At 71.4% G+C, this 26449-nt stretch carries 26 protein-coding genes; 8 read left to right on the forward strand and 18 right to left on the reverse strand.

The genetic code is table 11. The features are described from left to right. Positions 1-129: 129 nt before the first annotated feature. The 3 genes from VK923_10835 to VK923_10845 all read right to left on the reverse strand — a co-directional run bounded on the left by VK923_10835 (position 130) and on the right by VK923_10845 (position 3377). On the reverse strand, positions 130-1389 hold the full coding sequence (locus tag VK923_10835; GenBank protein HSJ45163.1) for a hypothetical protein: 1260 nt from the start codon (positions 1387-1389) through the stop codon (positions 130-132). After that, a complete protein-coding gene (locus VK923_10840; protein HSJ45164.1) occupies positions 1386-2165 on the reverse strand; it encodes an ATP-binding cassette domain-containing protein in 780 nt (259 codons plus the stop codon). The genes VK923_10835 and VK923_10840 overlap by 4 nt, the downstream gene beginning before the upstream one ends. A 63-nt stretch (positions 2166-2228) precedes the next feature. Next, a complete protein-coding gene (locus VK923_10845; GenBank protein HSJ45165.1) occupies positions 2229-3377 on the reverse strand; it encodes a sugar ABC transporter substrate-binding protein in 1149 nt (382 codons plus the stop codon). A gap of 291 nt (positions 3378-3668) precedes the next feature. Here VK923_10845 and xylA point away from each other — a divergent pair, with 291 nt between their 5' ends. Next, the gene (xylA, locus tag VK923_10850; protein HSJ45166.1) at positions 3669-5003 is read left to right on the forward strand and encodes a xylose isomerase; all 1335 of its coding nucleotides are present in this window, start codon (positions 3669-3671) and stop codon (positions 5001-5003) included. A 15-nt stretch (positions 5004-5018) separates the two neighbouring features. Beyond that, positions 5019-6485 carry a xylulokinase gene (xylB, locus tag VK923_10855; GenBank protein HSJ45167.1) on the forward strand — a complete coding sequence of 489 codons (1467 nt, stop codon included), beginning with the start codon at positions 5019-5021 and terminating at the stop codon, positions 6483-6485. Positions 6486-6492: 7 nt separating this feature from the next. Here xylB and VK923_10860 read toward each other — a convergent pair whose 3' ends face one another. Further along, positions 6493-7680 carry an ROK family transcriptional regulator gene (locus VK923_10860; GenBank protein ID HSJ45168.1) on the reverse strand — a complete coding sequence of 396 codons (1188 nt, stop codon included), beginning with the start codon at positions 7678-7680 and terminating at the stop codon, positions 6493-6495. Between the two features lie 165 nt (positions 7681-7845). Here VK923_10860 and VK923_10865 point away from each other — a divergent pair, with 165 nt between their 5' ends. Both VK923_10865 and VK923_10870 read left to right on the forward strand, forming a co-directional pair. After that, positions 7846-8364 (forward strand): NUDIX domain-containing protein, encoded by a 519-nt coding sequence (locus VK923_10865; protein HSJ45169.1) that lies wholly within the window; start codon positions 7846-7848, stop codon positions 8362-8364. Beyond that, positions 8361-9203: a sugar phosphate nucleotidyltransferase gene (locus tag VK923_10870; GenBank protein HSJ45170.1), complete on the forward strand. Its 843-nt coding sequence runs from the start codon at positions 8361-8363 to the stop codon at positions 9201-9203. Before VK923_10865 ends, VK923_10870 begins: the two co-directional genes overlap by 4 nt. A 57-nt stretch (positions 9204-9260) precedes the next feature. Here VK923_10870 and VK923_10875 read toward each other — a convergent pair whose 3' ends face one another. The 5 genes from VK923_10875 to VK923_10895 all read right to left on the reverse strand — a co-directional run bounded on the left by VK923_10875 (position 9261) and on the right by VK923_10895 (position 13878). Continuing rightward, positions 9261-10856: a DUF2252 domain-containing protein gene (locus VK923_10875; GenBank protein HSJ45171.1), complete on the reverse strand. Its 1596-nt coding sequence runs from the start codon at positions 10854-10856 to the stop codon at positions 9261-9263. Positions 10857-10900: 44 nt separating this feature from the next. Then, positions 10901-11884, reverse strand: coding sequence for a HAMP domain-containing sensor histidine kinase (locus VK923_10880; protein HSJ45172.1), 984 nt, complete (start codon positions 11882-11884; stop codon positions 10901-10903). 163 nt (positions 11885-12047) lie between these two features. Continuing rightward, entirely contained in the window at positions 12048-12728 is a 681-nt protein-coding gene (locus tag VK923_10885; protein HSJ45173.1) for a response regulator transcription factor, read from the reverse strand. Between the two features lie 23 nt (positions 12729-12751). After that, positions 12752-13225 (reverse strand): hypothetical protein, encoded by a 474-nt coding sequence (locus VK923_10890; protein HSJ45174.1) that lies wholly within the window; start codon positions 13223-13225, stop codon positions 12752-12754. 260 nt (positions 13226-13485) lie between these two features. Then, the gene (locus tag VK923_10895) at positions 13486-13878 is read right to left on the reverse strand and encodes an HTH domain-containing protein (protein ID HSJ45175.1); all 393 of its coding nucleotides are present in this window, start codon (positions 13876-13878) and stop codon (positions 13486-13488) included. A gap of 35 nt (positions 13879-13913) precedes the next feature. On the opposite strand from VK923_10895, the gene VK923_10900 reads away from it, so the two are divergent. Then, positions 13914-14276, forward strand: coding sequence for a hypothetical protein (locus tag VK923_10900; protein ID HSJ45176.1), 363 nt, complete (start codon positions 13914-13916; stop codon positions 14274-14276). A gap of 147 nt (positions 14277-14423) precedes the next feature. Here the strand turns inward: VK923_10900 and VK923_10905 are convergent, their stop codons facing one another. Together VK923_10905 and VK923_10910 are read right to left on the reverse strand one after the other, a co-directional pair. Then, positions 14424-15617 carry a 2,3-bisphosphoglycerate-independent phosphoglycerate mutase gene (locus VK923_10905; GenBank protein HSJ45177.1) on the reverse strand — a complete coding sequence of 398 codons (1194 nt, stop codon included), beginning with the start codon at positions 15615-15617 and terminating at the stop codon, positions 14424-14426. A gap of 77 nt (positions 15618-15694) precedes the next feature. Next, complete coding sequence (locus tag VK923_10910; protein ID HSJ45178.1) at positions 15695-16942, reverse strand: MFS transporter; 1248 nt, start codon at positions 16940-16942, stop codon at positions 15695-15697. 166 nt (positions 16943-17108) lie between these two features. On the opposite strand from VK923_10910, the gene VK923_10915 reads away from it, so the two are divergent. Together VK923_10915 and VK923_10920 are read left to right on the forward strand one after the other, a co-directional pair. Continuing rightward, positions 17109-17489 carry a metalloregulator ArsR/SmtB family transcription factor gene (locus tag VK923_10915; protein ID HSJ45179.1) on the forward strand — a complete coding sequence of 127 codons (381 nt, stop codon included), beginning with the start codon at positions 17109-17111 and terminating at the stop codon, positions 17487-17489. Further along, complete coding sequence (locus tag VK923_10920; protein ID HSJ45180.1) at positions 17482-18453, forward strand: cation diffusion facilitator family transporter; 972 nt, start codon at positions 17482-17484, stop codon at positions 18451-18453. Before VK923_10915 ends, VK923_10920 begins: the two co-directional genes overlap by 8 nt. 139 nt (positions 18454-18592) lie before the next feature. Here the strand turns inward: VK923_10920 and VK923_10925 are convergent, their stop codons facing one another. The 4 genes from VK923_10925 to VK923_10940 all read right to left on the reverse strand — a co-directional run bounded on the left by VK923_10925 (position 18593) and on the right by VK923_10940 (position 22884). Continuing rightward, the gene (locus VK923_10925; GenBank protein ID HSJ45181.1) at positions 18593-19315 is read right to left on the reverse strand and encodes a GerMN domain-containing protein; all 723 of its coding nucleotides are present in this window, start codon (positions 19313-19315) and stop codon (positions 18593-18595) included. Between the two features lie 103 nt (positions 19316-19418). After that, positions 19419-20816 carry an ATP-binding protein gene (locus VK923_10930; GenBank protein HSJ45182.1) on the reverse strand — a complete coding sequence of 466 codons (1398 nt, stop codon included), beginning with the start codon at positions 20814-20816 and terminating at the stop codon, positions 19419-19421. Further along, the gene (locus VK923_10935; GenBank protein ID HSJ45183.1) at positions 20813-21625 is read right to left on the reverse strand and encodes a response regulator transcription factor; all 813 of its coding nucleotides are present in this window, start codon (positions 21623-21625) and stop codon (positions 20813-20815) included. The genes VK923_10930 and VK923_10935 overlap by 4 nt, the downstream gene beginning before the upstream one ends. Continuing rightward, a complete protein-coding gene (locus VK923_10940) occupies positions 21622-22884 on the reverse strand; it encodes a peptidoglycan-binding protein (GenBank protein HSJ45184.1) in 1263 nt (420 codons plus the stop codon). The genes VK923_10935 and VK923_10940 overlap by 4 nt, the downstream gene beginning before the upstream one ends. Positions 22885-23145: 261 nt before the next feature. Here VK923_10940 and surE point away from each other — a divergent pair, with 261 nt between their 5' ends. Continuing rightward, positions 23146-23952 (forward strand): 5'/3'-nucleotidase SurE, encoded by an 807-nt coding sequence (gene surE / locus VK923_10945; GenBank protein HSJ45185.1) that lies wholly within the window; start codon positions 23146-23148, stop codon positions 23950-23952. Positions 23953-23976: 24 nt separating this feature from the next. On the opposite strand, the gene VK923_10950 is transcribed toward surE, so the two are convergent. From VK923_10950 to VK923_10960, 3 genes are all read right to left on the reverse strand, one after another. Next, positions 23977-24987 (reverse strand): DMT family transporter, encoded by a 1011-nt coding sequence (locus tag VK923_10950; GenBank protein HSJ45186.1) that lies wholly within the window; start codon positions 24985-24987, stop codon positions 23977-23979. Between the two features lie 59 nt (positions 24988-25046). Continuing rightward, positions 25047-25370 (reverse strand): hypothetical protein, encoded by a 324-nt coding sequence (locus VK923_10955; protein ID HSJ45187.1) that lies wholly within the window; start codon positions 25368-25370, stop codon positions 25047-25049. A gap of 32 nt (positions 25371-25402) precedes the next feature. Further along, positions 25403-26449, reverse strand: a 1047-nt coding sequence (locus tag VK923_10960; protein HSJ45188.1) for a DEAD/DEAH box helicase, incomplete at its 5' end; no start/stop codon positions are given.

Below are 26449 nucleotides of genomic sequence, written 5' to 3' on the forward strand. Positions count from 1 at the left end.
CCACGCCGGAGCGGATACGACCGCGACGGGCGATCGCCGAGAGGCGAGGACGATGCCACCGCGCGGCCGCCCGGCGTGGCCCTCGATCTCGGGGGAGGATCACGTCACCCGTCGCCGCCCGACGCGAACTCACGACAGCCCGGCCTGCGCGCGACTGCGCCGACTGACCGCGTCGACCGTGACTGCGAGCAGTAGAACACCGCCGGTCACCATGAATTTGATCGACGACGAGTAGCCGAGCAGATCCATGCCGTTGGAGATCGACTGGATGACGAGCGCCCCGAACAGCGCCGCCCACACGGTGCCGCGTCCACCGAACAGGCTGGTGCCGCCGATCACTGCGGCGGCGATGGCGTTCAACAGCAGATCCCCTCCGCCGGAGCTCTGGTTCACCGCGAGCAGCCTTGCGGCCAGGATCACGCCACCGAAGGCCGCCAGCGTGGAGGCGATGGCGAACACCGCGACGCGGATCCCGGTGACGCTGATGCCCGCGCGTCGAGCTGCCTCGGCGTTGCCCCCGACCGCGAAGACATGGCGACCCCAGCGCGTGCGTCGGGTGATGACATCGAAGATCACCACCAGGCCGAGCAGGATCAGCAGGGCGATCGGGACCCCCCGGTCACGGTTGAGGAACACGACGAACCCGAGCGCGAGCACCGCCAGCAACCCGACCTTGGCGATGACCAACCACGTCGGGCTGGCAGTGAGTCCGGCCGCGCGGCGGCGTCGCTGCTCGATGACGCGCGTTGCGGCATAGACCGCGATGACGGCGACGGCGACGATCCAGCCGGCGGCCACCGGAAGGAAGCTGCGCGCCAGGACCGTGATCGCCGTGGCGCTGATGTTGATCGTCCCGGTGGTGCCGAGCACGAACAGCAACGCCCCTTGGAACGCCAGGAAACCTGCCAGGGTCACCACGAACGAGGGAACACGAAACCGGGTGATCCAGAACCCGTTGAACAAGCCGATCGCGAGCCCGACCACCAGGGCGGCCAGGATCGCCAGAGGCCCCGGCCAGCCCAGCTTGACGTTGAGAACCGCCATCACCGCCGCCGCGAACCCACTCACCTGCGCGACGGACAGGTCGATCTCACCGAGCAGCAGCACGAGGACCACGCCGACGGCGATCGTGCCGAGACCGGCCATCTGCAGCATCAGGTTGGTGACGTTGAGCGGCGAGATGAACCGCTCGTTCAGAAGGTAGAAGACCACCCAGATCGCCACCAACCCGACGACGACCGGCAGCGAGCCGAGGTCGCCGCTGGACAGCCGGCGACGGAGCGACATGACGACATCGGCGACGGACTGCGCCTCCGCGACGGGCCGTGCGGCCTGCGTGGCCGGGCTCTCGAACTCATCGCTGGTGTCGGGTGCCGTGTGCTGGCTCATGCCGCCCCTCCCCGTGCGCCGTTGCCGTCGCTGGAGCCGAGCCCAGCACCTGTGATCGCCGCAACCACCTCGTCCTCGGTGACGGCGCCCACGTCATAGCTGCCGGCGAAGCGACCCAGCCGAAGGACGACGATGCGGTCGGCGACCTTGAACACGTCCACGAGGTTGTGACTGATGACGACGACCGCCATGCCGCGCCCCTTCAGCCGACGGATCAGCTCGAGCACCTGTGCCTTCTGGGCGACGCCCAGCGCCGCCGTCGGCTCGTCGAGCAGCACCAGCCGGGGCTCGCCGAGCATGGCGCGCGCGATCGCAACGGTCTGTCGCTGACCACCCGACAGGGACGCGACCAGCGTGCGGACACTCGTGAGCGTGCGCACCGCGAGCTCGTCGAGGAGCGCGCGGGTGCGCTTCTCCATCGACACCTCGTCGATGAGGCGGGCGGCCGCGGTCCGCTCGCGCCCCAGGTGGAGGTTCGCGACCACGTCCAGGTTCTCGCACAGCGCCAGGTCCTGGTAGACGGTGGCGATCCCCAGCACCTGCGCGTCGTGCGGGCTGGTGATGTGCACGACGTCGCCGGCGAACCTGATCTCGCCGTCGTCAGCCGGCTGGGCGCCGGCGATCGCCTTGACCAACGTCGACTTGCCGGCGCCGTTGTCGCCCACGAGGGCGACCACCTCTCCGGCGTTCGCCTCGAACGCGACGTCGACCAGCGCCTCCACCGCGCCGAATCGTTTGGTGATGCCCGACATCGCGAGCAGCGGTTCACCGGCCATGGTGCCCTCCGGCAGATCGGCCGGGGTCGGTGACCCTGACGGGTCACCGACCCGGCGGTGTGGCTACTGCAGACCGGCGTCGGCGCAGGCCTGCTGGTACTCCTCGGTGCAGATCTGCTCCACCGACAGGAACCCGTCGGCGATGATGGTGTCCTGCACGTTGTCCGTCGTGACGACCACCGGCTTGAGCAGGTAGGACGGAACGTCCCCGGCCTCGTTGTTGACGGTGGTCTGTTCGACGTCGACCTGTGGCTCCTCACCGTTGACCAGCGCCACGGCCAGCTCGGCGGCGAGCTCCGCCTCCGGCGTGATCGCCTTGTAGACGGTCATGCCCTGCTCTCCTGCGAGGATGCGCTGGATCGCCGCCAGTTCCGCGTCCTGCCCGGTGGTCGGCGGGACCGGGTCGAAGCCTGCGCCCTTCATCGCGGCGATCGCGCCGCCGGCGGTGCCGTCATTGGCGGCATAGACGCCCTGAATCTGCTCCTTGCCGATCGCGGTGATCGCCTGATCCATCTCCTGCTGCGCCTCGTCGGGGCTCCAGTCCGGGGTGTCGTACTCCTGGCCGACCTCGAGACCACTGTCGTCGATCACACTGTGCGCGCCCTGCTTGAACAACTTGGCGTTGTTGTCGGTCGGCGCGCCATTGATCATCACGATGGTTCCGCCCTCGGGCACGTTGTCGACGATCCACTGGCCCTGCAGCCTGCCGACCTCCTCGTTGTCGAACGAGATGTAGTAGTCGACCGGTGCGCCCACGATCAGCCGGTCATAGCTGATCACGGGGACGTCCTGAGAGCTGGCCTGTTCCACGATCGCCGCCGCCGACTGGGAGTCGACGGGGTCGAGCACCATCACCTGCGCGCCGTTGACGAGTGCCGCCTCCGCCTGCTGCTGCTGCTTCGACGCGTCCTGGTCGGCGTTGCTGTAGATGATCTCGCAGTCGGGGCACAGCTCGGAGACCTTGTTCTCGAAGGCGGGCCGGTCCTGGTTCTCGTACCGCGTGGTCTTGGACTCAGGGAGCAGGAGCGCGATCGCGCCGCCGCCGCCGTCACCACCACCGCCTTCGGACGCCGACGCGCCGGCGGAGGGCGCGGCCTCCGACGCTCCACCCGCCCCGCTCTCGCCATCGCCGCCGCCGCACGCGGCAGCCAGCATGCCCAGCACGACGACGACCGCCCACACTGGCAGTCGGCTCGAGATCAACCTTGTCATGATGCACAACCTTCCTCGGTCGGCTGCCTAAGACGGCACCCTCCGACCACGACCGTAGCGAAGCTGGCACAGTCTAATCCCGCCGCGGAACTGGGAACCACGTTTTTTCGCGTCGCCGATCGACCTCCCCACCGACGGCGGAGCGATGCCCGGTCGGCCGGTCGCGGAGCAGCGCAGTCTCAGCGCGCGCATTGATTCCGGGTCGCAACTGCATCGTTTCGCGCCGAACTGTGGTGTCCCTGCCCGCGGGCTACAGTCCCGTCCCCGAGCCGGTCACAAGCGGAGACAAGTATGAGCGGCGCGTTCTTCCCCGAGGTCGACGGCCGGATCCGGTATGCCGGCCTGGACAGCACCGACCCGCTGACGTTCCGGTGGTACGACGCCGACCGCGAGGTGGCCGGCCGACGGATGGCCGATCACCTGCGGTTCGCCGTGGCCTACTGGCACTCGTTCAACTGGACCGGGTTCGACATCTTCGGCGACGGCACGCTGCCCCGCCCCTGGCTGCACGACCCCGGCGACCCTGTGGGTGCCGCCCGCCGCAAGATGGAGGTCGCCTTCGAGTTCCTGGCCAAGCTCGGCGCGCCGTTCTTCTGCTTCCACGACCGCGACCTCGCCCCCGCCAGCGACACGTTCGCGGCGTCGTGCGCCAACCTCGACGCCATGGCCGACGAGGCCGCCGCCCACATGGAGCGCACAGGGGTCGGGCTGCTGTGGGCCACCGCGAACCTGTTCAGCCACCCGCGCTACGCAGCGGGCGCCGCGACCAACCCCGACCCGGAGGTGTTCGCGTACGCCGCCGGCCAGGTGCGCCACTGCCTGGAGGTCACCCATCGGCTCGGTGGTGCGAACTACGTGATGTGGGGCGGGCGTGAGGGCTACGAGACGCTGCTCAACACCGACATGCGGCGCGAGCTCGACCAGATGGCCCGCTTCGTGCACCTCGTCGTGGAGCACAAGCACCGGATCGGCTTCGAGGGCCCGATCCTGCTCGAGCCGAAGCCGTTCGAGCCGACCAAGCACCAGTACGACTTCGACGTCGCGGCCGTCCACGCGTTCCTCCAACGCTACGACCTGACCGACGACGTCAAGGTCAACATCGAGGTCAACCACGCCGAGCTGTCCGGCCACGACTTCGCTCACGAGGTCGAGTACGCGGCAGCCATGGGGATCCTGGGCTCGGTCGACGCCAACGCCGGCGACGACCGGCTGGGCTGGGACGTCGACCGGTTCCCCGCGTCCGTCGGCGACCACGTGCCGGCCCTGCACGCGATCCTGCAGGCGGGCGGCTTCACGACCGGTGGCTTCAACTTCGACGCCAAGCTGCGGCGCCAGTCCGTCGATCGCCTCGACCTGTTCCACGCCCACATCGGCGCCATGGACACGCTGGCCCACGCACTGGTGGTCGCGGCAGCGATGCTCGAGGACGGCGCGCTCACCGACGTCCGCGCCGCGCGCTACGCGGGATGGACCGACGGGCTGGGCCGGTCCATCCTCGACGGCGACCTGAGCCTGGACGACCTCTACCGCCACGTGCACGACGGCAACGAGACCGACGAGCCCGTCTCGGGCCGCCAGGAGGCGCTCGAACGCGTGGTCGGACGCTACATCGACCAGACCCGCTGAGCAGGGGTGCCCACGATGGCGGACCAGCTCGTGTGCGGCATCGACTCGTCGACGCAGTCGACCAAGGTCGAGCTGCGCGACCCCGGTTCGGGCGAGCTCGTCGCCACCGGACACGCCGCGCACCCGATCACCCCGCCGCCGGCGAGCGAGCAGGACCCTCGGGCCTGGTGGTCGGCGCTGCGCGACGCGCTCGGTGTGGCCGGCGACCGCGGCCGCGACGTCGCGGCCGTCGCGGTCGCCGGACAGCAGCACGGGCTCGTGCTCGTCGACGACGCGGGGGACCCGCTGCGACCGGCGAAGCTGTGGAACGACACGACGTCGGCGCCGCACGCCCGGGCCCTGGTCGAACGCCACGGTGCGCAGGCATGGGCAGACGACGCCGGATCGGTGCCCGTCGCCTCGTTCACCGTGACCAAGCTCGCCTGGGTCGCCGACAACGAACCCGAGGTCCTGCACCGCACGCGACGGGTCATGCTGCCCCACGACTACCTGACCTGGCGGCTGACCGGCGAGCACGTCACCGATCGCGGCGACGCGTCGGGCACGGGGTGGTGGTCGCCGCGCGACGGCAGGTACGTCCGGTCCCTGCTCGGCCTCGTCGTCGACGATCCCGATGGATGGTTGGAGCGCCTCCCCCGGGTGCTGAGGCCCGACGAGCCGGCCGGTCGCGTGACCGACGCGGCGGCGGACGCAACCGGCCTTCCAGCGGGAGCACTCGTGACCTGCGGCACCGGCGACAACATGGCCGCGGCGCTCGGCCTGGGCCTCGAGTCCGGTGACGTGGTGATGTCACTGGGAACGTCGGGGACGGTCTACGCGATGTCGGACGAGCCCACGGCCGACGCGTCGGGTCTGGTGGCCGGCTTCGCCGACGCGACCGGGCGGTACCTGCCGCTGGTGTGCACGCTGAACGCGGCGGGCGTCACCGACATGGTCGCCGGACTGCTCGGCGTCGAGGTCGGCGCGCTCGCCGACCTGGCGCTGGACGCAGGAACGCCGGACACGCCGCTCGTGCTGGTGCCCTACCTCGAGGGCGAGCGCACGCCCGACCTGCCGACCGCGACCGGCCTGGTGACGGGTCTGCGCCGCGGCACGGGGCGCGCCGACCTGGCGCGCGCCGCCCACCTCGGCGTGCTGTGCGGGCTGTTCGCCGGCGTCGACGCGCTGCGCGGCAGCGGCGTGGCACTTGACGGACGACGGTTCCTGGTCGGCGGTGGCGCGCGTTCGGCCGCCTACCGCGCCTTCGCCGCCGACCTGTGGCGCGCACCCGTCGTAGTGCCCGCCGCCGAGGAGGCCGTCGCCGCGGGCGCCTGCATCCAGGCGGCCAGCGGTCTGCATGGCGAGCTGCCGGGCCAGGTCGCGCGGCGCTGGTCGCTGGGGACCGGCACCACGATCGAGCCCGCGGGCCTCGTCGACACCGACGAGGTCCGCGTGGCCTATGCCGACGCGGCCGGGGCCGCCGCTCGACTCGCGGGCGACTGACCTGCGGTCACCCGCTCGCGGCGACGATGAGCGGGTCATCGCACACCGTGCGCAGCGCCCTGGCCGCCGCGCCCCGCACAGCCGCTGCGGTGCCCAGCGACGACGGCACCACCGCCACGTCGGCGTAGCGCAGGACGAAGGACCGCCGCTCGAGCTCGGCACGGAGCGGGTCGCGGAGCCAGTCGTGCAGCGCCGCGAAGCTGCCGCCCAGCACAACACTGTTCGGCGCGAACAGGTTGACCATGGTGGCCAGCGCACGCCCCAGCGTGCGTCCGGCCTCGTGGAGCGCATCGAGCGTGGCCGCGTCGCCGGCACGCGCCCGCTCCACCAGGGCGGCGACGCCGCCGTCCGGGACAGCGACCGTGGTCCCGACGCGCGCCTCCAGGCCGGCCGCCGTCAGCAGCGCCTCCTGCCCGACCAGCCGCTCCAGGCAACCGTAGGAGCCGCAGGGACAGGGCCGACCCTCGACCATCGGGATGTGCCCGAACTCCCCGCCGAACCCGGCGCCGCCACGCACGAGCTCACCGCGGATGACGACGCCCGCACCCACACCGGTCTCGCCGCTGATGTGGACGAAGTCGCCCAGGTCGCGCCCTCGACCCTGCCAGAGCTCGCCCTGGGCGGCGAGGTTGGCCTCGTTGTCGACCATCGTGTGCAACGCCGGACGGCCCAGGCGCGCGGCCAGCTCCGCCGTCAGGGGAATCGCCTCCCACCCGAGGTTCGGCGCGAACACCAGGGTGCCGGTGTCGACGTCGACGAGACCGGGCGCGCCGAGGGTGGCGGCCACCGGGGTCAGCCCCTCCGCCTCGCACGCCGCGATCGCCGCCCGACCCAGGCCGGCGAGCTCGTCGAACACCTGTCCCGGCCCCGATCCCCTGTTCTCGCGCGCGAGCAGCCGCTCGTGCCGGACCCGGCCGGTCAGGTCGATCACGCACACCGCCAGGTAGTCGACATTGATCTCCAGACCGAGGCCCGCCACGGACTCTCCAGACAGCTCGACCAGCCGGCCGGGCCGACCGACGGTGCCGTCGTCCTCCCAGCCCGCATCGCTGAGCAGCCCACGGTCGGTGAGATCCGCGACGAGCGTGGACACGGTCGACTTGGTCAGCCCGGTCGACTCGGCGATTGCCGCACGCGACCGCGGACCCTGCTCCATGATCTCCTGCAGCACGAGCCGCAGGTTCAGGCGACGCATGCTGCGCGGTCGGACCGGTCCGGATCCGCTGGTCGTAGGAATCAGATCGGCCATCCCTCTCCCGCAACGTCCGGCTGCCCCGGCGGGCCGGCGACGGGTCACTGGCCCATCGTAATCCTGGCGCGGGACGCGTCAGCGCACGCCCGCGATCGTAGGCTGTCGCGCATGGAACCGACCGGCCGCTTCCAGCATGGCGCCTACATCGTGCTGCTCACCGTGTTCAGGCGGCTGCCCTCCGTCGTGCGCCGGACGCTGGTCCGTGCGGGCACACCGGGCTTCACCGTGGGCGCGGTCTGCGCGATCGACCACCACGGGTCGTTCCTCGTCCTGCGCCAGCCGCACCGCCCGGGATGGAGCCTCCCGGGCGGTCTGCTCAACCCCGGGGAGTCCGCCGCGCAGGGCGTCGTGCGCGAGGTGCGGGAGGAGACCGGGCTGCGCATCGAGGTCGGCCTGCCGCTGAGCGTCCAGGTCAACGGTCAGGTCCGACGCGTCGACGTCGTCTACCGCATCCGCGTGGATGCGCGTCCCGACGTCACCGCGGGCGGTGAGGCGACGGAGGCCCGGTGGCTGCCGCCCAGCAAGGTGGTCGCCGGCGCCGACGACCCCACACGCGAGATCATGGACCTGCTGGCCCGCGCCGACGAGCCGGACGCCACCGAGGGCCGCCTCCTGGACCGGGTGTGAGCGACCTCGCCGGCATCGCGCTGGCGGCCGGCGCGGGCACACGCCTGCGGCCGCTGACGCTGCTGCGCCCCAAGCCGCTGTGCCCCGTCGCCAACGTCGCGCTGCTCGACCGCGCGCTGGGCCACCTGAGCACCCACACCGCGCACCTCGCGGTCAACGCCCATCACCACGCCGACCAGATCGCGGCCCACGTCACGGACCGGGTGCACCTGTCGGTCGAGCAGCCCGAGCTGCTGGGCACGGCCGGCGCCCTTGGGCGGCTGCGTGGGTGGATCGCCGGCCGCGACGTCCTGCTGGTCAACGCCGACGCCTACCTGACCGGTGAGCGCTCGGACGGGGGCGGACACGATCCACCCGCCCTGGCGACGCTGGTCGACGGCTGGGACCGCCGCCGGTGCCGGCTGCTCGTCCTACCGACCGACGGCCCCGGCGACTTCGTCGACGATGCCGGCGATCAGGTGCGCTACGTCGGCGCCTGCCTGCTCCCGTGGCACCTGGTGGCGACGCTGCGGGCGACGCCGAGCGGGTTGTACGAGATGCTCTGGCGCGGCGAGCGCGAGGCGGGTCGGCTGGACCTCGTGCGCCACCGCGGGACGGCGATCGACTGCGGCACGCCGGCGGACTACCTGCGCGCCAACCTGCACGCGTCGGGCGGGCGTCCCGTCGTCGGCGAGGGTGCGGTGGTGGAGGGCTCGGTCGAGCGGTGCGTCGTGTGGCCCCACGCGTACGTCGGCCCCGACGAGCGCCTGTCCGAGTGCATCCGCGCCGGCAGCCGCAGCGACCCCGTGACCGTCTTCGCACCGCTGGGCAGCGCGACGGCAGCTGGCCGGAACCGATAGGACACGTCCCTCCGGGGAGGCAGACCACCACATCGGTACGGCGGCTCCCGGGCTGGGTCAGTGGTCGCTGACGGGGTCGACGTCGCTGAACGCTCCGGTGCGGAACGCGTCGACGAACAGGTGGTGGTCAGTGCGCACCTGCTCGGCGTAGCTGTGCGCGAAGTCGGTGAGCTCGTCGACGAGTCCGTCGGCATCGCCGTGGACACCGTCGTGGATCACATCCTCGACACTGACGGTGACCAGGTCGGTCCCACTGTCGTCGTCGGCGACGCAGTGGATCTTGGCCGTGGCGCGCCCCAGCTGGTCGACAACGACCCGCATCGCCTCGGGAGTGTTGAGGTCCTCCCAGTCGAGGTCGAGCTCGTACGGCGAGTACTCGCTGACGACGTAGCCCGTGTCGTCGATGTCCGTCCATCCCAGGTAGCGGTCGGCGTGGGCCTGCAGCGCTCGCTGCGAGACCGCGGTGCGGTGGCCGTGGTGGTGGAAGTATTCGGTGATCTCCTTGTCGTCGATGATCCGGCCGAGCGCTGCATCGTTGGCCTGCTTGACCGAGACCACGACGTCGTTGCCGAGGGCCTGGCTCTCCCCCTCGATCAGCACGCTGTACATGGGCAGGCCGGCGCTGCCGATGCCGACACCGGTCTTGCGGGCGACATCGAGCACCCGGAACCTGATCCGTCCGTCGCGCTTGTCGGGCGGAATCGTGTCCTTGTACCGCTCGAACGCGTCGAGCACCCGCCCACGCTCGCGGTCGTCGAGGTGGTTGATCGACGAGTGCTCGGCGAAACGCCGCTGATAGTTCTCGACGACCGTCTCGGGGTCCAGGATGGTCGCGCGGGTCCGCAGCTTGGCCTGCTGCAGCGTGCTGAGGACCAGACCGTCCGCGTTGTCCAGCGTCAGCGCCCACTCGGTGTCGTCGGGCTCGTCGACGTAGTGGCCGACCTGGTCGAGGTAGCTGCGCACGTAGTGGTCGACCAGGTCGTCGATGACGTCATCGGGCAGCGCCTTCTGCCAGCACAGCAGCGCGAGGCTCGCGACGAACCGGCGCAGGTCCCACGTCCACGGCGCCAGGTAGGCCTCGTCGAAGTCGTTGACGTCGAAGACCAGTCGCCCGTCGGCATCCATGTAGGTGCCGAAGTTCTCGGCGTGCAGGTCACCCTGGATCCAGACCCGGTCGCCGTGCTCGACCATCCAGCGGTCGTCGCTCCCGGCGAACGACCCCGATGGGCCGAGGTCATGGAAGAACAGCACTGCCGTGCCTCGGTAGAAGGCGAACGGGTCGCGCGCCATCTTCCGGAACTTCGTGCGGAACGCATCCGGCGCGTCCCGCATGACGTCTGCGAACATGTCCTGCAGGCACGCGACGATCACCTCGTCGCGGTCGTCGTGTGCCACGCCGTGGCCCTCCCGGATCGTCGATCCGTCCCAGGACAACCGTTCCCAGCAGCGCGGGCGTCGACCCGTTCCGTACCCGTCCCGGACGGTCAGGCAGCCGTCGTGCATATGTCCGCGCTGGTCGTGGCGGACACCGACGACCACGCCGGCCGGCAGCCCCGTGCAGTCGGCGTCGGCGGGAGTGAGCGACAACGCGAGACCGTCGAGGACAGCTGCCGCGATGGTCTCCATGAGCACCGAGTGTTCCGCCGTGGCCATTCGCACTGCGGGGTCGTCACGCTGCGCAACCGGCTGCTGAACGGTCAGGCGTCCCTGCCGACCGGCAGCTCGACACGCATCGTCGTGCCGGCCGGCGATGTCTCCGCGATCGTGAGCGTGCCCTCGTGGGCTGCGACCAGATCGCGGCTGATGGTCAGGCCGAGCCCGGTGCCCGACGATCCCGACCCCTTGTGGAAGCGGTCGAACACACGCATGGCCACGTCGGGTGGGATGCCGACGCCCGTGTCGTGGACCGTGACGATCGCGCGAGGCCCGTCCCCGCGGACGGTGACGGTCACCGTGCCCCCCGGGGGCGTCGCCCCGATCGCGTTGACGACCAGGTTCGACACGACCTCCCGGATCCGGACCGGATCGATGTCGACCGGCTGCAGGTCGTCGGCCGTGTCGACGCACAGACGGACGTCCACGGAGGCGGCGAGCCGTCCGAACCGGTCGACGACGTCGCCGGCCAGGCGACCCAGATCGGTTGGCTCGCGGTCGAGCACCAACGCCCCGGACTCGGCCAGGCTCAGCGTGCGCAGGTCGTCGAGCAGGCGCTCAAGCATCGCGACGTCGTCCAGGAGCGCGCGCAGGTGCTCGTCGTCCATCGGCCGGACGCCGTCGACCATCGCCTCCAGGTCGCCGCGCAGCACAGTCAACGGCGTGCGCAGCTCGTGTCCGAGGTCCGCGAGCAGCTGACGACGCTGTGCGTCCGCCTCCTGCAGCCGTGCGGCCATGCGGTTGAACGACGAGACGACGGGTCGCGTCATCACCGGGCCCTGGTCGGCTGCACGGGCCGAGTAGTCGCCATCGGCCAGCCGCCCGGCCGCGGCGATCACGCCGCGGATCGGTGCCCACGTCCGCGCGAGCACGGCAAGCGCGCCAACGATCACCGCCGCAACGAGCAGCCACACGACCGCGACCGCCGCGACGCCCTCCGACCCGGCCAGCCGCGACGCCAGGACCAGGCCGACCGCGACCGGCGCGAGCAGCACGACGAGGACGACGGCCGCCACCCGCCGCCCCATCCGCCGACCGAACGACGACCACGCCCGGGTACCCGGACCGCGCCGTGGCGGCCACGGCTCGCCATCCGGCCACCACGGCGGTGCCTGCCCACGCCGCCACGGTCCGGACCGCCCGTCCTGCCACCGGACCCATGGCGGTCCGTGCCCCCAGCGGTCGTCGCGCTCACGCATCGCTGAACCGGTAGCCGACACCGTGCACCGTCTGGACGAACCGCGGCCGGCCCGGATCGGGCTCCATCTTTCGGCGGATGTTCTTGACATGGGCGTCGATGGCCCGCTCGTACGTCTCGAACGCGACGCCGTGCACGGCGTCGAGCAGCTGGGCCCGCGTGAACACACGACCCGGCTGTCCGGCGAGCGTGGCGACGATCTGAAACTCGGTGGGCGTCAGGTCGACCTCATTGCCGTCCACCGTCACCCGCATCTTCGGCTGGTCCACGGTCACCGGTCCGACGCGCAGCACCTCACCGTCATCGGCCTGCATGTCGACACGACGCAGGACCGCACGGACGCGGGCGACCAGTTCGCGAGGGCTGAACGGCTTCGTGACGTAGTCGTCGGCGCCGAGCTCGAGCCCGACGATGCGGTCCGACTCCTCGGTACGCGCCGTCACGATGATGATCGGCACGTTGGACTGCGCACGTAGACGCCGGGTGACGTCGAGCCCGTCGAGCCCGGGCAGCCCCAGGTCGAGGACCACCAGATCGAGCGCGTGCTCGCGGGCAGCGCGAAGCGCCCCGGGGCCGTCACTCGCCTCAACCACGCCGAAGCCCGCCTGGTACAGGTAGTCCCGTACCAGGCGGGTGATCCTCAGCTCGTCGTCGACGACGAGGACGGTCGCCATGCCGGCCATTCTGGCCGACATCGTCAGAGGACGTCGCGGTCGTCGGCGTCGGCGTCGCTCTCGTCGTCCTTCGTGGGGTCCGGTATCAGACGGTCGATGTCCATGCGGGCATGCGCCTTCAGGTGCCAGTCCTCCACGCGCTGTTCGAACCACACACGGGGGTCGTGTCCGGGCGCGTTGTCCTCATCGTCGTCATCGCGACGGCCGCCGTGCCGGGACCCCTCGGCCCACGGTGGAGCCCACGGCCCGTCCCAGTCGCGGCGCGCACCGGGCCCGTGGTGGTGCCGGCGGTCCCATCCCCTGCCCCAGAACATCCGCGCGATGAACCCGAACAGCAGGAAGAAGAAGACCAGCTTGAACAGTGCGAAGAAGGGCCACATGACCGCAGCCCCGGCCGTCGCCGCCCCCGCGGTCGCCGCGCCACCGAACACCATGGCGCCGAGCATGAACGCCCCGAGGCCGACCAGGGCGATCGGCGCGAAGTCACTCCGTTGCATCACGTCTCCTCTCTCGAAGGTCGACGCCATGCTGGCCACCCGGATGTGGAGGACCTGTGAACACACTGGGGAGATTTCCTGCCGGATGTGCGCCCTGCGGTGCTGTCGGGCGAGGGCGTGTGCGGCGTGCGGGGCACCAGCATCTCGGTCCGGTTCGCGCCGTTGGCTGGCCGGGACCAACCGTTGGAGTGCCGGGACAATCGTCGCTGTTCGATGGTGAGCCCCCGGTGGCCTCGGGCTGCACGCGATGCGGCGGAGCCTCAGGAGCCGGCGGCAAGCGCCTGCGCGAGCTTGCGGATGGCGGAGCCTGCGCTCTGGCTGACGGTTGGGCCAAGGACGGCCAGGCTCGACATGAGGGCGGCGATCTCGGGCACGTCCAAGGTGATCGACGCGGGGGCGTTGTGCGCGTCGAGGGACACGCCACCGCCCCTGCCCTGGTGCGTCGACAGCGGCACGCCGCTGAAGCGAAGCCGTTCCACGTCACGGGCGATCGTCCGTGTGGACACGCCGAACTCGCCGGCGAGCTCGGCAAACGCCATTCGCCGTCCGCGCACCGCGTACAGTCGTTCGATGATGACTTGTTGGCGTTCGATCCGACGTAGCGCGAGGTGGCTGTCACGGGACGCGGCGGCGAGTGCGACGTTGTTGTCCACCCCAGCGTGTCCGGTTATCGCCGTACCGTGAGACCATGAACGAGACGAACATCAGAATTGACAGCTTCTTCGACCGCTACGCCGCCGCGCTGCTCGCGCGAGACGAACGGACCATGGGACAGCTGTACGCGGTCCCGGCGCTCATCCTGTTTCCCGACGACTCGATCGTGGTCGGCGACGCGGCGCAGACCGAGCAGTTCTTCGCCTCGTCGTGGGCCCAGTACGACGGCGTCGACGCTGTCACCAGGCACACCAACGTCATTGCTGAGGCACCGGGCACGGTGTGGGCCGACGTCAGCTGGTCATACGACGGCGAGCCACGGGAGCGCTTCTGCTGTCAGCTCGTCGAGCGCGGCGACGAGTACCAGGTCGCGGTCCTCACACCAATGAGCATCTGACCTCGCACATCCCGTACTCCGTCGTGCAGCCGAGCCGTCGCGATGATGTCACTGGGGCAGGTCGGGTGGAGTCATCAGGGCATCGCTGGAGCAGGCTCCGCGTGCGGGAATCGGCCTGTAGAGGCCGTCCGTCCCTTCGGAGCGCGGTCAGGCGCCGTACTTCTCGAGCTTGCCCGCGCTGGCGAGCATGATCGGCATCAGGTCCGTGGTCGGACGCTGACCGAGCAGCCCACCGGCGCACGCCCGCTCACCGAAGCTCGTGACGTCGTCCCGACCGACGTGCGGACCCCACAGCAGGGTCGGGACGGGGTGCCATGAGTGGCCCGACAGTTGCGTCGGCGACGAGTGATCGCCGGTCACAGCGATGACGTCCGGCTGGAGCGCGACGATGTCGGGGATCACGGCGTCCATCGCCTCGATGGCGGCGACCTTCTCATCACGCTTGCCGTCGTGGCCGGCTTCGTCGGTCTTCTTGTGGTGCAGGAAGAAGTAGTCGTAATCATCCCATCGGTCGCGCATGGTCGCGATCTGTTCGTCCAGGCCGGACGGACGCGGCAGGGTGTCCATACCGCAGAGCTTGGCCACGCCCCGGTACATCGGGTAGATCGCCACCGTCGCGGCGCGCAGGTTGTAGCGGTCGGCGAAGCTCGGCAGGTCGTGATGCGTGTCGAACCCGCGCAGCAGCAGGGCGTCGGCGCCGTCGTGGTCGGCGAACACCTTCCGGATCGCGGCGTCGACGTCCCGCAGCAGTGTGGCCGTGTGCTCGGCGGCCGGATCGAGCGCGACGGGGTCCCTGGGCGGCACCCCCGTCCTCTGCGGGTCGAGGTCGGCGATGCGGTGGTCGAGGTCCTCGCCGCGCAGCACGGCCAACACGCGGTGCGACGAGATGTGGCGGAACATGACCTCGACGCCGTCGACCTCGACCCCGGCGTTGAGCGCATCGGTCAACGCCTGGGCACGGTCGTCGGGGATACGGCCCGCCCGGCGGTCGGTGACGTTGCCCTCCGCGTCAAGCGTGGACAGGTTGCCGCGCGCCGCGACGTCGCCGGGCCGCAGATCGAACTCGACCCCGGTGGCCGACAGCACACCCCGTCCCAGCTCGTACTCGGTCGGGTCGTACCCGAACAGCGCCAGGTGGCCCGGTCCGGATCCGGCGGTGATCCCGGCGCCCGTAGGCAGGGTCAGGCCCACGACGCCCTCGGCCGCCAGTTGATCCAGGTTCGGGGTCTTCGCCTGTTCGAGCTCGGAGTCGAACTGCGCGTCGGCGAAGCCGCCCAGCCCGTCCATGACGACCAGCACGATGTGGCACCTGGAATCGTTGAGCAGTGGCGTCAGTTCCATTGCGGGTCCCAATCTGCCGCGGGCATGCCTGTCAGCAGTCGTTCCCTTTCGCGACGCTCGTGAACTTGCGGATCGCGCTACTGCGGCTCTTCATCGTCCCGGCCTGGCAGGAGTCCGGACAGTACGGCGGCGACCAGGGCGCACGACAACACGAGCGCGAGCCCCCAGCGCAGGCCGACCGCGTCGGCGACAACGCCCACGACCGGCGGCACCGCGAGGAAGCTGAGGCGCGCCACCCACGACGCGATCGCCACGCCGTCCGCGCTGCGGATCCCCGGGATGGAGCCGGCCGCCGCCAGCCCCAGCGGGAACAGCGTCGACACGCCGAGTCCCGCGAGCGCGAAGCCGGCGATCACGACCATGGGCATCTGCCCAGCGGCGACGGCGAGCATCCCGAGCGCGGCCAACAGCGATCCGGACCGTGCGATCCGGGCGGCGCCGAAGCGGTTCACGAGGGGGTCGCCGGCGACCCGGCCCACCACCATCAACGTCTGCGCAGCGACGAAGCCGAGCCCGGCGACGAACGGCGTCGCGCCGAGGGTCTCGCGCAGGTGGATCGCCGACCACGACGCGGCGGCGTCCTCGACCGCCCCCGCCATGGTCGGCAGCATGGCGAGGCCGAGCAGCAGCCACGGCGCGGTGCGCAGTGCCTGCCGGATCCCCTGCCCGGCGTCCGGCACGACCACGTCCACGGCCGCGGCGGCCGCGGGCTGTTCGGCGTGCTCCGGGCCGTCGAGCTGCCAGCGCCGGGAGGCGACGACGGCGGCGGCCAGCACGACCGCGACGGTGGTGAGGTGTGCGGGACGCGGTATGCCGAGCGCCACGGCGCCCGCGCCGATCAGCCCGCCGGCGACGGCACCACAGCTCCACAGCGCGTGGAAGCTGTTGATGATGCTACGCCGGTAGCGACGCTGGACGCGCAGCGCGTGAGCGTTCATGCTGGCGTCGGTAACCGCGTCTGCACTGCCAAGCAACAGCATCGAGCCGGCGAACGCCACCCATGTGGGGGCCAGCGCGATGGCGGGCAGGCCGAGCAGCCCGAGCAGCGCGCCGCGGGTCGCGGTCCTGCCCGACCCAAAGCGCGCCGCGAGTGGCCCGGCTGCCATGCCGCACAGCAGGCCACCGAGCGGGCCGGCGGCCAGGCCCAGCCCGAACAGCGTGTTCGACAGCCCGAGATCGAACTTGATCCCCGGGAACCACGGGACGACGTTGGCCAGCGTCAGGCCGTTGACCACGAACAGCATCGCCACGGCCGCCCGCGCACGCCGCGAGGTGCCATCAACGGGGCGCGGACGCGACGACGGCGACTTCGTGGTGGACGCCATGCGGGTCGAGTGTTGGCCGGATCCGCTGACGCGAAACGTTCGGGACCCCTGCCGCCGTGGTGGACAGCAGACGGGCCGGATCCAGACAGCGTGCGCTCCGAGTTGAGATGCCACGGCGGTCGCGGCAACATGTGACCATCTGTTCAGACGATCGGGTGATCTCACGATGCGACCGCACGTCGTCCTGGACCTCGACCACCGCGATGTCCACGCCGCCGACCTCGACCGCGTCGCCGCGGTGCTGCGCGACCAGCCGGACGACGACGACATCGACCTGCTCGCTGACGTGTTCACGCTGCTGGGCGACCCAGGCCGGCTGCGCCTGCTCACCGGACTGCTGACGGGCGGCGAGCTGTGCGTCAGTGACCTCGCGGTCATCAGCGGGCTCAGCGAGTCGGCGACGTCGCATGCGCTACGACTCCTGCGGGCGCACAACGTCGTTCGTGCCCGCCGGGTCGGACGCCACGTCCACTACTCCCTGCGCGACGGCCACGTGCGCACCCTGCTGGGCACGGCGCTCGACCACGTGGCGCACCGCCATGGGTAGGCACCACGACGCGTACCCCGCGGTGACCGACGCCCACGTGGCCGGCCGGCGCCGGCGCGCGCTGCGGATCGCGCTGGGACTGAACGGCGGGTTCATGTTCGCCGAGCTGATCGGCGGCTTCGTATTCGGATCGCTGGCCCTGCTCGCGGACGCGGCACACATGCTGTCCGACGTCGCCGGGCTTGCAGTCGCACTGGTCGCCCAGCACCTGATCGACCGGCCGGCGTCGGTGCGCCACACCTTCGGCCTTCATCGGGCCGAGGTCCTCGGTGCACAGGCCAACGGCGTGCTGCTCCTGGCGTCCGCCGGCTGGATCCTGTTCGAGGCGGTGCGGCGCCTGAGCGATCCCCCGGTGGTGGCGGGGCGCGGCGTGCTGATCGTGGCGGTCCTGGGTCTGGCGATCAACATCGGCAGCGCCGTGCTGCTGGCACGGGCCAGCGGGCGCAGCCTGAACATGCGCGGCGCCTACGCGCACATGCTGGCCGACGCGGCCGGCTCGGTCGGTGTGATCGTGGCAGCCGTGGCGGTCATCACGGCCGGCGCCTACTGGGTCGACCCCGTCGCCTCGATGTTCATCGGCCTGCTGGTCGTCGCCACGGCCTGGGGACTGCTGCGCGACACCACGCACGTGCTCCTGGAGGGCGTCCCGGACTCGATCGATCCTGCCGAGGTCGAGCGCTGGCTCGCCGCCGCGCCGGGCGTCAGCTCGGTCCACCACCTGCACCTGTGGAACCTGACGTCGGAGACGGCGGCGCTGTCGGCGCACGTTGTCCTCGAGGGCCAGCCGACCCTGCACCAGGCGCAGGCCCGCGGCGACGTCCTCAAGGACCGGCTGGCCGACGAGTTTGCGATCGTGCACTCCACGCTGGAGCTGGAGTGCCACCAGTGCGAGGCCGAGGCCATGTCGGGTTCGGACGGCGCGGACGGCGAAGCGTCGCAGGCGCAGCGAGTTGAGCACGACTGACACGCTGGAGAACGCCCTCACTGCCCCTGGTCACCACACCCAGACGAGCCTGGCAACCGGGACGGACAGACGCGCGTCGTCAGCCACAGTCGGGCGGGGTGTGTCGTGAGCGAGCGCCTGTGTGCGCTGACGGCCGCGGTCAGTCGGCGACGTTCTCCGCGTAGTCGCTGCAGGCCACCGGTTCGTCGATGATCAGGCCGTCGCCCGAGAAGACGTCGACCACCTCGCCGTCGAGCGCGAAGCGCACCCCGTCGACCGTCGGGAACTGGTCGAGGGTGCACACGACCTGCGCCAGCCGCAGGGTCAGCCCGAGCGTGCCACCGCCGGACTCGAAGTCCCCGGAGAAGTCGGCAACGGCGACGCCGTCGGTGATGGTCAGGTTGCGCAACCTGGTCGTCGACGGGATCTCGGTGCCGTACCCCGCCGCCAGTTCCTCGGCCGTGGGGCCGGCGAGCAGCTGCTCGAGTACGGCACTGCCGATCCGCGGCACGCGCGGGACGGACCGCGGAACGGCCGTGACCTGCTCGCCCTGGGTGAACCACACCGACAACGTCGTCGTGTCGGGTGTTCCCGGTGAGCCACCGCCTGTGGAGTCGCCGGGTTCGGCCGGAGCGGCGGGGTCGCCCTGGGATTTGCCACCATCGCCGCCGCCGCCGCCGCCGTCGACCGTGCGGTCGTCCGCACCCGCGGCGGGGGCCCGCTCCGTCGGCACCGAACCATCCGCCCGGGCTGCCGTCGACGTGGCGTCGTGGGCCGGTCGTGTGGGCGCCGCGCCGACATCAACGACCTGCCCGCTGCCGCCGCAGCCGGCCAGCAGCAGCACGAGCGCCAGCAGACCTGCGACCAGCAACCATCCGCGCATCAGCTCAGACTCCTCGTGTTCGGACTCCTCGTGTTCGCTCCACGGCCATGATCGCCGCGCCCGGTCACGACCGGTCCACGACGGCGTAACGAGCGCGCGACGATCATCGCTGGTCACGTCGCCTGGGCAGTCGCAGCGTGAAGGTCGTGCCCTTCCCCTCCTCGCTGGCCACGCGCAGGTCACCGCCGTGCAGCCGGGCGTTCTCGCGCGCGATCGCGAGGCCGAGCCCGGTGCCGCCGGAGCTGCGGGACCGGTCGACCTTGTAGAAGCGGTCGAAGACGCGGTGCAGGTGCTGTGGTGCGATTCCGTCCCCGCGGTCCGAGACGGCAACCTCCACGTCGTCCGGCGTCGTCCGCACGGTCACGGAGATCGGTGGCCGTCCGTAGGTGCGTGCGTTGCCGACGAGGTTTCCGATGATCGCGTCGAGCCGGCGCGCGTCCATGAGCACCGTCACCCCCTCGTCTCCGTTCACCTCGACCTGCTCGAGCCAGCCTCGGGACCGCAATGCACCCCTGATGGAGCGGACCACGTCGACGCGCTCGAGCGTCATCTCGGCGGCACCCGCGTCCATGCGAGAGATCTCCATGAGGTCCTCGACGAGTGACGTGAGCCGGCGGCTCTCGACGACCACGAGCCGTGCGGCGCGCCGCCCGGCGTCGGGCAGACCGTCGGTGTTGGCGTCGAGGACCTCGCATGCCGTCGTCAGCGCCGTCAGCGGCGTGCGCAGCTCGTGGGACACATCGGACACGAAGCGCCGCTGCCCCGCCTCCAGCTCGCGCAGCTCGCCGATCGTGCGGCGCAGCGCCGCGGTCATCGTGTTGAATGCACGCGCCAGCTCGGCGAGCTCGTCGCCGCCCTCCTCGTCGAGCCGTGCGTCGAGATCGCCCGCGGCGACGGCGCGCACCGCCGCGCGCGTCCGCGCGATCGGCCGCAGCACGCCCGACGCAGCCGCCGCGCCGATCAGCGCGGACACGATCACGAGCACACCGCTGGTGCCAGCGAGCACGCGGGCCAGCAGACCCAGATCGTCGACGATGTCCTGCTGCGGGAAGAAGAAGTAGAACGCGGGTCCGGACGGGCGGATCGCGCCGCCGACGACGACGGCGGCGGCGGCGGCGCCACGGACCGTGCGGAGGGCTGCGATGCGTCCCGCGTCGACCGGGGCGCGCAGCTCGTCGGGGATCGCGGACTCGGTCAACGAGATCGACGTCGTGACCGGATCGCCGCCGGTCAACGCCACCACGTCGGCCTGGCTGCGCGCCTCGACCTGCGCGAGGAACCGGCGCAACCGCTGCGGGCTGGAGTCGTCGGCCAGCGTGGCGGCGGCGTCGTAGAGATGCATGCGTGCCTCGCGGACCGCGTCGTCCATGGCGCGCTGCAGCGTGACGTCGCGTACGACCACGTACGAGATGCCCGCGACGGCGACGGCGACCAGGGCGGCGACAAGCGCGAACGTCGTGACCAACCGGGCCCGCAGCCCCAGCGGCCGGCGCCGTCTCACCGCGGCGCCACGAGCTTGTAGCCGACCCCCCGCACCGTCTGGATCAGCATAGGATCGCTCGCGTCGTCCTCGACCTTCGCGCGCAGCCGCTGAACGCACACGTCGACCAGCCGGGAGTCGCCGAGGTACTCGTACTCCCATACCCGCTCGAGCAGCAGCTGCCGGGTGAACACCTGGCCCGGCCGCGCGGTGAGCTCGAGCAGCAGGCGCAGCTCGGTCGGCGTGAGGTGCACCTCGTCGCCATCCTTGCGCACGACCATGCCGACCGGGTCGACGGTGAGATCGCCGAAGCGCCGCACGCGCTCGCCGGTCATCGCCTCGCCCCGGCGCAGCACGGCCTTGATCCTGGCCAGCAGCACGCGGGTCTCGAAGGGCTTGGTCACGTAGTCGTCGGCACCGGACTCCAGGCCCAGCACGACGTCGATCGGATCGCTGCGGGCGGTCAGCATGATGATCGGCACACGGTCGGTTCGGCGGATCTCACGACAGACCTCGAGCCCGTCACGACCCGGGAGCATCACATCGAGCAGCACGAGGTCGGGCCGGCCGTGCCGCCAGCGCTCGAGGGCATCGTCGCCGGTCGCCGCGGTCGTCACCCGGTGCCCGAAGCCCTCGAGCGCCAGGCTCACGGCCTCGCTGGTCGAGGGGTCGTCTTCGACGAGCAGGATGTCGGCCACGTCGCGCATCATGTCAGACGGCCCACCGCTGCCGCCACCTGAGGCCACGTCAGACGACTCGGCGAACGGGGACGCCGGCTCGCGCCCGGCGGCGCGTGCGGCCGGGCGCGGGTACGACACGGGCTCGGTCACGCCCTGATGGCGGCGGCACGGGTCAGGGCCCGGCGCATCGCACCGCGGGTCGCGCCGTCGACGTCGCCGGTCGCCGCGACGCCCTCTGCCCGCTGGAACAAGCGGGTCGCGCGATCGGTGTTGGGACCGAAGATGCCGTCGGTGGCGATCAGTCCGAAGGTCGGCGTGGTCGAGCTCGCGAACGGCCCGTGCTGGACGGTGTTCAGTTGCAGCTGCCAGTCGGCGACATCCGAGCCGCGGTCACCGCGGTCCAGCCGCCGCACGATCGCACCGTGAGCGACGTCGATCGCCAGGCGGGCCGGGTTCGACAGCTCGAGGACCCGGAACCCGGTCCTCGCCCTGAGCCCGGCCGCGAAGGTCGCTAGTCCCTCGAACTCGCCGCCGTAGCGCACGGTCCGCAGGGTCGGGTACCGCGGGGTGAGCACGGCGTTGTCGAACGTGCGGGGAACGTCCGCGGCCTCCATGTCGACGGTGTGCGCTCCCATGTCGATCTGCAGCGCCGTCGTTCCACCGGCCGGGATCGGCGCACCTGCGCCGCCTGTCGTCGCCACACCTGTGTAGCGGACGGTGTAGGAGGGCCGTCCGTCCTCGAACTCGAACACGATGCGGTCGAAGCCGTCGTGGCGACCGACGCGCACCTTGCGCAGGGTCGCCTCGGCACCCGTGGTCCGCTGGATCGCCGCGGTGTTGCGCAGCGAGCCCAGGGTCGTGTTGACGGTGCTCTCGCCGGGGACGTCGCGTTGGAGCCAGTTGTAGAAGGTCACCTGGCTGCCGTCGATCGAGTAGCGCGACCGGAGGACGGTCGGGAACTGCTCGGTCGTGGCGTCGAGCTGCGACAGCAGGCTGGCCGAACCGCATGCGCTGGACGCGTTGGGGATGACCTGCCGCAGGTCGGCGAAGTCGACGTAGGCCACGCCATCACGGATGGCGACGGACCGCAGCAGGCCGGCGGTCGCGTCCGAGAACATCGTGGCCGTCGCCGGCCGCTCCTCGGCGGTCGGACCTTCCAGCAGCTCGGTGAGCGCACCGGTCAGCACGGCCGGGGACGCGACGGTCCGCGCATGGGGCTCGACGACGTCGCACTCTGTGCCGGCTGGTGTGAAGTGCACCTTGACCTCGGCGGTCTCGGTGGTGGCACCTGCGGCCGTGATCGGGACGACCAGGGCAAGCAGGGTCAGGACGGTCAGCCACACCTGCGCAGTGCGTCGGATCCGTGGGAACCCGACACGCGACGGTGCGGCGGTGGTCGAGGTGTTCATGGTGTGCAAGCCTCCGCATGGTGGGCCCGCCGTCCGGCGGCCCGTCGCTTCGCACCGGTTCCGCGTCGGTTCCGATGCCGTGTGGTCACCATGGAAGAGGGGCTTCGCAACGCCTTCGCAGCCGGGTAACCGTTCCGTAACGACCGGCGCTGCGGCGATCGGGGCGCGAGACTCTACGGGGCCTGGTTCCGCAGACGGCTGGTGGACCGGCTCCGCCGGGCAGAACCTGTGGCCGCGAGCACCTTCGAAAGACCCGACCCGATGCGCCACCTGCTGCTGACCAACGACGACGGTGTCGACTCACCCGCCCTCCCGCCGTTCGCGCGCGCGTTGCAGCAACTCGCTGACATCACCGTGGTCGTGCCGGACCGGCAGCGGTCGTGGATCGCCAAGGCGATCTCCCGCAGCCGGGACATCAGCACGACCACGACCGAGCGGGAGGGCATCCCGATCACCGCCTGCAGCGGCTACCCGGCCGACGCCACACAGCTCGGCGTCCACGTCGTGTGCGATCCGCCGCCGGACGTCGTGATCTCCGGCATCAACCTCGGGTTGAACCACGGCACCGCATTCATCCTGTCGTCGGGCACCGTCGGCGCGGCCGTCGAGGGCTGGATCAGCGGGCTGCCGGCGATCGCCTTCTCGACCGGCGTCGACGGTGAGCACTACGCCTCCTGGCGCAGGCACGCGGGGTCCCCGGCGGCGGCCGATCAGTGGGCGGCGTTGGCGGCGACCTCCGCTCAGATCCTGCGCGAGCTGTGGGACGCCCGCGTGTGGGACGAGGCGGACGTCGTCACGGTCAACATGCCGTTCGATGCCACGCCCGACACGCCGCGGCGCATGACGAGCATCGCCCGGGTGCGCTACGGCGGCCTGTTCGACACCGTCGGTCCGGACCGCTACCGGCACACCTTCGTCGACGTCACCGAGCCCGACACCCTCGACGGCACCGACGTGGGTGCCTTCAGGGACGGTGTTGTGTCGATCACGCCGGTCCGCATGCCCGAGGCGGTCGAGCTCACCCCCGAGCTGCGTGCCCGCCTCGAGCGGCCCGGTGGTCCGACCTGATCATCCGCGGTTCGACACCTGACGTCAGCGTGCGCCAGCCGGCTCCGCCGGCGCCAGCGGGCCGTCCCCGCCGAGCAGCGCCGGACGGCGCTGCGCGATGCCGACACCGCGGTTGCCTCGCCGCGCGAGCAGCGCCATCGTCGTGATCGTCGCCACCAGCAGACCTGCGCCGAGCCACTGCGTGGGCGTCAGCGTGGTGCCGAAGACCACCGCGCCGAGGGTTATCGCCGTCAGTGGGAACGTCAGCTCGGCGATCGTCGCGGCCGACGCGGGCGTGGTGTGCAGCCCGCGGTAGTAGAGCAGCAGGGCCAGTAGGCCGGGGATCAGAGCGAGTGCGATCAGTGGCACCGCCTCGCCACCGGTGATCGTCAACGCATCGGGACCGTCCATGGCCACGGCGATCAGCGCCGCGGCCGGCAGGCCGAAGACGAAGCGCATGGTCGTCAGCTCGACGAAGGCGACGTTGGTCGCCAGCCCGCGTCCGAGCACGGTGCCGAGGCCCCACAGGATCGCGGCGCCCAGGGCGAGCGCCCCCGCCGCAGCGGCCGGGGCCGTCACGCCCGTCGGGTCGGCGAACGTGATCAGCCAGGCGCCGCCCAGGCCGCCCACCAGGAACCACAGGAACCGCGGGGTCAGCCGCTCGCCGAGCAGGACGTGGGCGCCCGCGACCGCGATCAGCGGCTGCAGCTTCTGCAGCAGCAACGGCGTCACGGGGTCGCCGAAGCGGAACGCGGCGGTGAACAGCGTCGTGGCGACGGCCGACGCGCCGATCCCGATGACCGCGACTGCGACGCGGTCACGAGCGGGCATCGCCTGCCAGGCCCGCCACATGCGGGCGAAGACCGGGATGAGCAGCACGACCACGATCGCGTGCTCCCAGGCCACGACGGTGGCAGCCGGGAGCTCCAGGGCCAGGCGCTGGCGGAACAACCCGTCGGTGCCCCAGAGCGCCGCCGCAAGGCCGACGAGGACCACACCAGGCATCGTTGCGCCAACCCGTCCCGGCGCCCGTGCGCCGCGCGCCGCGTCCGTCATCTGGTCGCTCCAGTCACCGTGGCCGCCCGGGACGCCCGCAGGTTACTCGCCGACAGGGGTCACTGCCCCAGCTCGTCCGCCAGCGTGTCGGGGTCGATCAGCCCACCGGCGGCCGCCAGCGCGCCGGCCGTCGTGACCGCCCGGTCGTAGACGGCGGCGAAGTAGTGCTCGGCGGCCTTCTCGTGACCTGGAAGCGGTGGCGGCCCCAGCGACCGCGGGACGGCGGCGGGGTCGGAGGTCATCCGCACGTCGCCCTCGAACGCCGGGAGCTTCGCCGGGTCGCCCCAGAAGCTCACGCCGGTGGGCTGCTGGCGCCCCCGGTTGCGCTGCTGACCACCGCCCGACCGGCTGCGCCGCCGGCGGCTCCTACCTCGTGCACTCATCGATGCCCCTCGTTCCTCGGCACGTCGAAGGCTCATGACGGGCCTCCCACGCTGACCGGTTCCATGTCGGTGTACTCGTCGGTCAGGAGGGCGTCGGCGTCGATGCCGAGCGCACGACGGAGCTGGTCGCTGTCGAGGTCGTCGACCGAGCTGGACTTGGGCAGCGCCAGGTCGGCGATGCGCCGCTTGCCGGCCACGACCTCCTCGACGCGCTCGTCAACGGTGCCCGGGCACACCAGCCGGTGCGCGATCACGGTCTTGTTCTGTCCGATGCGCCAGACGCGGTCGCGCGCCTGGTCCTCCACCGCCGGGTTCCACCAGCGGTCGTAGAGCACCACGTGGCTCGCCGACGTCAGGTTCAGCCCGGTGCCGCCGGCCTTGAGCGACAGCACCATGGCGCCGGGCCCGGTGCCGTTCTGGAACGTCTTGACCAGCTCGTCGCGAGCACCGCGGCCGAGACCGCCGTGGTAGCAGGCGATGGGCAGGTGGTACCGGTCGGTGAGGTACTTGGCGAGCTTGTCGCCCCACGTGGCGAAGTGCGTGAAGATCAGCACCCGCTCGCCGGACTCGAACACCGACTCGACGATCTCGTTGAGGCGGGTCAGTTTCCCGGAGCGCCCGTCGAGGGGCTCGCCCGTCGGCTGGTACGCCTCCGGGTGATTGCAGATCTGCTTGAGCGCCGTGATGGCGGCGAGCACCGCCCCCTTGCGCTGGGTGGGCTCGTCGGTGTCCTGGACGGTGAGGTCGTCGAGCACCGCCTGGTAGAGCCCGATCTGCACGGTCGTCGTCGGGCAGTGGTCGAGCTCGTCGATGCGGTCCGGGAGCTCCTCGGCGATGGCCGGCTCGGCCTTGGTCCGACGGAACACGAGCACGCCGTTGAGGGTCCTGAGCGCCTGCTCGTTGCTGCCGCGCCCCGCCTTCTCCTTCGACAGCTGGGCCACGAACGACGCGCGGTCACCGAGCAGCCCCGGGTTGACGAAGTCCATCAGCGCCCACAGGTCGCCGAGGCCGTTCTCGATCGGGGTCCCGGTGAGCACGATCTTGTTGTGGGCCTCGAGCCGCCGCAGCTGCTGGGCGGT

The sequence above is a fragment of the Euzebyales bacterium genome (genome assembly GCA_035461305.1).
In the GTDB taxonomy this organism is placed as follows: Bacteria; Actinomycetota; Nitriliruptoria; order Euzebyales; family JAHELV01; genus JAHELV01.